The sequence below is a fragment of the Pseudomonas sp. F007 genome (genome assembly GCF_057814275.1).
Genome location: NZ_JBVATA010000051.1, coordinates 1 through 282, shown reverse-complemented (window position 1 = coordinate 282; position 282 = coordinate 1). Strand labels below are relative to the sequence as shown.

At 59.6% G+C, this 282-nt stretch carries 1 pseudogene; it reads right to left on the bottom strand.

From position 1 onward, the window contains the following. A pseudogene (locus ACZYR5_RS29685) lies at positions 1 to 282 on the bottom strand (YgiQ family radical SAM protein); the annotation flags it as partial.

Here is a 282-nt window from a genome sequence, read left to right as displayed (position 1 = left end):
AGCCGTTGCCCTTGAGCCACAGCGCCAGGTTCAACATGTCTTCATCGGTGGTGCCCGGGTGAGCGGCGATGAAGTACGGAATCAGGTACTGCTCCTTGCCCGCTTCCTTGGTGTACTACTCGAACATCCGCTTGAACCGGTCGTAGGTGCCGATCCCCGGTTTCATCATCTGGTTGAGCGGACCTTACTCGGTGTGTTCCGGGGCGATCTTCAGGTAACCACCGACGTGGTGGGTCACGAGTTCCTTGCCGTATTCCGGCGACTCGACCGCGAGGTCGTAGC